The organism is Cellulophaga sp. (assembly GCF_039943695.1).
GTDB lineage: Bacteria > Bacteroidota > Bacteroidia > Flavobacteriales > Flavobacteriaceae > Cellulophaga.
In genome coordinates this window covers 22,614-29,514 of the sequence record NZ_JBDVAA010000105.1, presented here as the reverse complement: position 1 = coordinate 29,514, position 6,901 = coordinate 22,614, and the positions used below count along the sequence as shown (strand labels likewise).

Sequence of the window (6,901 nt, the reverse complement as noted above, 5' to 3'; positions counted from 1 at the left end):
TTCAAAATTTAACTCATGCGCAATATCACGCATTGTAGTTGCCTTAAATCCTTTTTCACTTATTAGCTTAAGTGTCTTTTCAAAAAATAATTCCTTTTTTGTAATCTTTTTCATAGTAAATAGGTTGTTAATATGGGGGGTGATTATTTAATAATAATCACAAAATTATATTATGGCTCAAAGATATGAACATACGTTAACTAAACAAGAGTTGCTATGTTAAAAAAAAGTTTAAAAAACCGTAAAATTAGTCCATTAAAAAAACAACTAATAACCAAAATATTAAGGTTAAAAAAAATACAGAACGGTACAGTGAAAAAATTAAAGATTGATAAGTAAAACATTTATTAGCTTTTTAAGCTTTATTAAAAGCCAAAAGTGGCGTATTTTTGCAGTATATTATAGACTTCCAAAAAATGCAGAAAACATTTCTAAAAACAGCAAAAATATCTTTAATACTCGTTTACCTTGTAATTATTGCTGGTGCAGTAGTAAGGATGACAGGTAGTGGAATGGGATGTCCAGACTGGCCAAAATGTTTTGGGCAGTACATACCTCCAACAGACATAGCAGAGTTACAATGGCAACCTTTTTCTTTTTTTAAAAAAGGGGAAGTTATCATTGTAGATAAAACATTGCAAATAGCTAGTAAAGATTTTACATCTAAAGCACAGTTTAGCTCAAATAATTGGGATGCTTACACAAAACATAACTATGCTACTTTTAATGCAACACATACTTGGATAGAATATATTAATAGACTTTTTGGTGCATTGGCTGGTTTAGCCACTCTTATTTTAGCCTTTTTATCATTTAAGTATTGGAAAACAAGGAAAATAGTAACCTTATTATCTTGGGCTATAGTTTTTGCTATGGGTTTTCAGGCTTGGCTTGGAGCTACTGTAGTGTATTCAGTTTTAAACCCTGTAAAAATAACAGTACATATGGTAATGGCATTGGCTATTGTTGCTATGCTATTGTATTTAATATATACTGTAAAAAGAACATCGAGCTTAATTGCTAAAGACAAAAAAACAAAACAATTAATTATTGTTGCTTTGGTGTTAACTTTAATACAAATAGTTTTAGGTACACAAGTTAGGCAAATGGTAGATGACCAAGTAGATATAGTAGGTGAAACTGCTAAAAATCTTTGGTTAGATAATGTAACTATTACATTTTATGTACACAGATCATTTTCTATAATAGTAACATTATTAAATATTTTTATTTTTTATAGAATTAGTAAATTAAAATTAAACCTTACTAAAATAAAGTGGGTTTTACTACTATTAGTATTAGAGATTGCTACCGGTGTTGCTATGAATTATGTTGATTTTCCATTTGGTAGTCAAACACTTCACTTAGTTTTAGCCTCTATCCTATTTGGTGTGCAATTTTATATGGTATTAGAACTAGTAAATACAAGTAAAAGAGATAAAACTTTGTAACTTTGCAACCCGCAAAATTTAAAAAATGATTTATAAAATAAGAATTATCTTAGATGCTAAGGATGATGTATTCCGAGATTTAGAAATTGAAGATAGCAACACACTAGAAGATTTGCATAATGCTATTACGCAGGCTTTTGGTTTTTTAGGAAGCGAAATGGCATCTTTTTATACTTGTGATGAAGATTGGAACCAAGATGAAGAAATAGCTCTGTTTGATATGAGTGAAAGCGGTTCTGAAGTTAAGCTAATGAACGAAACTTTTTTAGAAGATATACTTACAGAGAAAACACCTAAATTAATTTATGTGTATGACTTTTTAAGTATGTGGACTTTCTTTGTTGAACTTGCTGATATTGTTGAGAGTGACGATGGCACAACATACCCTAATGTTTTATTTAGCTTTGGAGAATTACCAGACAGTCCTCCTGAAAAGAATTTTGAAGCTGAAAATCCTGAAGCTGAAAATTTTGATGAAGATTATAAAGATGACTTAGGAAGCTACGAAGATTTAGATTTTGACGAAAATTGGAACTAGGTTTCTAAAACAAAAAGCATACTTTTACTATAACTAATTATAAAACTATATACCATTGATAAATTTATATTCTACTCAAATAGAAAGTATTTCTATACACCGTGTTGGTAATAAAAATAAAGGCGAAGGCGCGTTTTTATCTAACCAACCATTTTCTTTAAATGATGAGACTACTGGTCTTTTAAAAGAGTACTTTTTTAAACCATTTAGAGAAAAAGAAGAAAACTATTTTAAGTTTACAAACGAGGTAGATGTAGAGTTTAATGAAATATATAAATTAGCCGTAGAAATTTTTGAAGCTCCAGAAAGCTGTCATTCTGTTTCTAAAAAAATAGCTACACACCTTTTTGAGCAGTCCAATCATCCGCATATTAAAAGTGGAGAGCTTTATGTAACTCACCTAACAGATGTATTACTAGATAATAAAAAAATAGATGCTATTGGTATATTTAAAAGCGAGCTTAAGCACGATTTTCTACAGCTAATAGAAGATGGTGAAAATATAGATATTAATATTTTACAAGGAATAAACATTAACAAGCTAGATAAAGGTTGTATTGTTTTTAATTCTCATAAAGAAGAAGGTTACAAAGTTTTATCTGTAGATAGTAACCGTTATGATACAAAGTATTGGTTAGAAAACTTTTTAGGGGTTGATGCCCTTGCTGATGAAACATTTTACACTAAAAATTATTTAAAATTTTGTCAAAACTTTGCAAAGGATGTTGTTTTACCTGCTGAAGACAAGCAGCAAGAAGTTTTATTTATGAATAAAGCTGTAAACCACTTTGCAAAAAACGATAACTTTGAAGAGACTGAATTCCTGAATGAGGTAATGGAAAACCCTGAGTTAATACCAGAGTTTAAACATTACAAGGAAGAAAAAGGACCTAAATTTAGCGTAGAGGACGTATCTAACTTTAATATAGCTAACAAAGCCGTTTCTGATGTTCGTAAAAAAATTAAAAATGTTATTAATTTAGACACAAATATTCAGATAAAAATGGACTTTATAAACCCAGAGTCTGCAGAAAAATTTGTAGAAAAAGGTTGGGATGAAGAGCGTCAAATGTACTATTACTTAGTTTATTTTAATAAAGAAGAAAAAAACTAAAACTAGCAAATAAGTAGTTTTAGCTTATTATTTATATCTAATGGAGCATAAGATTAATCTATTTTAATCCTATTCTCCATTATTTGTTTCATACTCACATCTTCGTAATTTCGCTTAACAAAATCCAATGCCAAATCTAAAACTCTTCCCATCTTTCTGCATTTTTTAAATTGCATATCTAATGTCAATTCATAAATTTCTTTTCGTAAAAGCTTTATGTTTTCTGGGGTAGAAATTGTGTCCTTTTTACAAATATTTCTAAGTTTTTTTATTCTATTACCAGAACTTTTTATTCGTTTTGCTACTATAGAACGTTCTTCTAATTTATACTGATCTACAGAACTTATTAATAGTTTTTTACGCACCAACTCTACCATTTGAAAGTTTTCTTTAAAGAACTGTGGTCTGTAAACTTTTAATTTCCCTTCAAAACATTGCTGATCAAAATCTATTGCTCTAATACGATAAACAACTTGGTCAAAATCATGTACTGGTACAATTACATAGTTGTAAGACCTCATATCTCCTAAAAGTCTAATCATACAACGCTCATTAAACTTTACAAACTCTTTTGCTAGCTGCGCTTTTTCAGACTCACTACAGTTTGGTAACATATCTTTTATAAAAACATCTCCTGGAATGCCAGATATATGCTCTTCTATTAAAGTATCTTTATATACTAAAAAGTTAAGATTATAAGGTGATAACATATGCTCTAGTTCTAATCCATAAATTCTAGATGCATCAGTTTTTTTAATATAAAAATATGTAAAGTTATCATTCAAAATATTACGCACTTTTATTCTAAAAGGCTTAGAGTTTCCAAAGGTGCAAAAATCCACAGCATCCACATTTAAGTACTGTATTATATTATCTCCTCCATCAGAAAGTAATATCGAATATACTTTTTTTAAGCTTAAATCTATCTCTGCTCTATCAAACTCAGAGTAGTAAACACGTACCCATAAGGTATCGTTATCATCTGAATCATAGACAACTACAGAACCAGAAAAACGTAATAAATCTTCATAAAAAATAGGAATCTCCATTTTTCTATTATAATGTTCTAAATAGGCATCTAACTGGCTATTAACCGGATATGCAGGTTTCTTTTTAGACATTAATTTCTCTTCTGACATTTTATATTTCGTTTTTAATAAAAATAAGTAAATAGTTGAGATAAAAAAGGAAAAAAAAATATTTATTAACTACCAATTTTAACATATTACAACAATAAGTTGTAGCTATACAACATAAATTTAGATAATCATTGTAGTATTTGTTCTTTTACAATATTCTATAAAAATAAAAATGAACAACATTAAATCTATAAAAAAATTTAGCATACTGCTATTTTTAATATTTAACTATTTTGGTTACGCTCAATTAAGTGATTTACATTATCTGCCACCTTTAAAACAAGGAGGAAATAATCAAGCTGTTAGAGAGCAGGTTGTATATTTATCTACTCCAGAAACTACAGCTTTTACTGTAAACGTTTACCAAGGTACTATTGCCGCTCCAATAGCAACTTTAACAGTTTCTAATACAGCTCCTGCAACTTATAATTTACCAAATGGAGATAATAATATTACATTAGTAAAAAATGCTAACACTGGGGTTGTATTAACACAAAGTGGCTTACGCTTTGAGTCCCCTGGTGGAGAAAAGTTTTATATAAATTATAGAGGTAGTTCTAGTTCTCAATCCACATCACTTACTAGTAAAGGTAGGCAAGCAATGGGACAAATTTTTAAGTGGGGAGGTATACCTAACAGAGGAAAGCATAATAGCTTAACTAATGCACTAGGTATAATGGCTACAGAAGATAATACCGTAGTTACCTTATCTGGGTATGACCCTAATAGTGAGTTTAGACTTGGTGGTAACGCAGGTGGTATTACAGATGACACCTACCAAATTACATTAAATGAAAACGAGTCATTTGTTTTTGAAGCATACGTTAAGCAAACTACTGCAAATGTAGATGGATGGTTAGGAGCTACAATACAATCTACAAAAGATATTGTTATTAGTAATGGTGGACTTAATATTGCTGTAAGAAACAATAGTTCTAGTAGAGATGCTGCAATAGACCAACCTGTACCACAAAATAAAATAGGAAAAGAATATGTTTTTATACGAGGTAATGGTAATAGTGAAACAGAAAAACCAATAATTATTGGCACACAAAATAGTACTGATATATTTGTAAATGGCTCTACAACACCTATTGCTACCATAAACAACGGAGATTATTTTGAAATTCCAGATAGCTATTATTCTAGTAATGCTGCTGGTGGAAATATGTTTGTAACAACATCTAAAGATGCATATGCTTATCAATCCTTAGCTGGAGACAGCTCTATAGTAACAGTAGGCTTAAACTTTGTTGCGCCAGTAAACTGTTTATTACCAGATAACTTAAATAATATTCCAGATATTAAAGATGCCGCTGGTGTTAAAATGAATGGTGGTGTAACCATTATAGCCTCTACCTCTACTCCGGATGGTAACATTAGCGTAACAGATGGTAATGGCAATGTAACATTACCAGCATCATCTGCCGTAGCTGGTTCACCTGATTGGAAAACATTTTATGTTCCTAACTTAAAAGGTAATGTTTCTGTACAATCTACAGGACCTATTGCCGTAGGTTTTTTAGGGTTTAATGGCGCAAGAGGTATTGCAGGCTATTTTTCTGGATTTGATACTGTCCCAGAAGTAGACTTACAAGTGACTGGTGGTGGCTGTTTGCCGGGCTCTATAATACAGGTTGTAGATGCTAATTTTGATGCATACCAATGGTACCAGAATGGTGTTGCAGTACCTGGAGCAATATTTTCTAGCTATACGCCTAATGAAGCTGGAGACTATTTTGTAAGAGTAACCAAAGGAGGTTGTACATATGACTCACAACCAACAGCGGCTTATTATTGCTTACCAGATATAGTTGTTAAAAAAACAGCTAATGTAAGCTCTATATTAGAAGGAGATATTTTTGAATATAAAATAACTGTTGAAAGTCTTGGTATTAACGATGTTACCAACTTAAAAATAACAGATGTTATTCCTGCTGGTTTAACACTGTTATCAGCTAATCCAACTGTTGGTTCTTGGTCTGCTCCAGAATGGACAATAGGTACACTAACCAAAGGTGAATTAGTTTCTATAACATTAGAAGTACAAGCAGGTGAATTACCTTTTAACACAACTGTTTCATCTTACACAAACACAGTTACAAACTCTCAAGATCAGACAGATAGTAATACAACTACTGATGATATGACGGAAACTGTTACCATTAATAATAATGAAATCACAATAACAAAAGTTGCTTTACCTGCTCCAGACGGATCTTATGATTCTTTAAACGAACAAATTACGTATTTGCTAACTGTAACTAATAACGGACCAAGCACCCTAACCAATGTAACTATTACAGATCCTATTGCTGATCCTGGAAGTATTAGTCCGGCAGCTGTAGCTACGTTAGCACCCTCAGAATCTACTAGCTTTACTTTAACACACGCTATAAATAATACAGAGCTAATGTCTCTTTTAGTTACTAATACCGCAACTGCGCAAGGAGAACTGCCAAATGGTTTTGTTATTTCTGATACTTCTGATGATCCTAACGAAAGTGCCAACGTAGATAATAATGGAGATGGAGAACCAGACGACGCAACTATTGTAATACTTGGTAGGCCTAAAACTGTTATTACAAACCGTAGAATTACACATAGAGTTAAGTTAAATTAATTCATAAATAATATATTATAAAAACAAATTGTAAGG

Annotated in this window: 5 protein-coding genes; 4 read left to right on the top strand and 1 reads right to left on the bottom strand. The window is 31.0% G+C overall.

Features of this window, described 5'->3' with window-relative positions:
- The first annotated feature begins 416 nt into the window (after positions 1 to 416).
- From ABJD66_RS06930 to ABJD66_RS06920, 3 genes are read left to right on the top strand one after another with little or no spacing between them, the layout of a single operon-like run.
- On the top strand, positions 417 to 1,451 hold the full coding sequence (locus ABJD66_RS06930) for a COX15/CtaA family protein (protein ID WP_303543647.1): 1,035 nt from the start codon (positions 417 to 419) through the stop codon (positions 1,449 to 1,451).
- A 25-nt stretch (positions 1,452 to 1,476) separates the two neighbouring features.
- The gene (locus ABJD66_RS06925) at positions 1,477 to 1,989 is read left to right on the top strand and encodes a hypothetical protein (RefSeq protein WP_100895549.1); all 513 of its coding nucleotides are present in this window, start codon (positions 1,477 to 1,479) and stop codon (positions 1,987 to 1,989) included.
- 55 nt (positions 1,990 to 2,044) lie between these two features.
- The gene (locus ABJD66_RS06920) at positions 2,045 to 3,103 is read left to right on the top strand and encodes a nucleoid-associated protein (RefSeq protein ID WP_100895548.1); all 1,059 of its coding nucleotides are present in this window, start codon (positions 2,045 to 2,047) and stop codon (positions 3,101 to 3,103) included.
- 53 nt (positions 3,104 to 3,156) lie between these two features.
- Here ABJD66_RS06920 and ABJD66_RS06915 read toward each other — a convergent pair whose 3' ends face one another.
- On the bottom strand, positions 3,157 to 4,242 hold the full coding sequence (locus ABJD66_RS06915) for a hypothetical protein (protein ID WP_100895547.1): 1,086 nt from the start codon (positions 4,240 to 4,242) through the stop codon (positions 3,157 to 3,159).
- Positions 4,243 to 4,414: 172 nt separating this feature from the next.
- Here ABJD66_RS06915 and ABJD66_RS06910 point away from each other — a divergent pair, with 172 nt between their 5' ends.
- Complete coding sequence (locus ABJD66_RS06910; protein ID WP_348129712.1) at positions 4,415 to 6,865, top strand: DUF11 domain-containing protein; 2,451 nt, start codon at positions 4,415 to 4,417, stop codon at positions 6,863 to 6,865.
- The last annotated feature ends 36 nt before the right edge of the window (positions 6,866 to 6,901 follow it).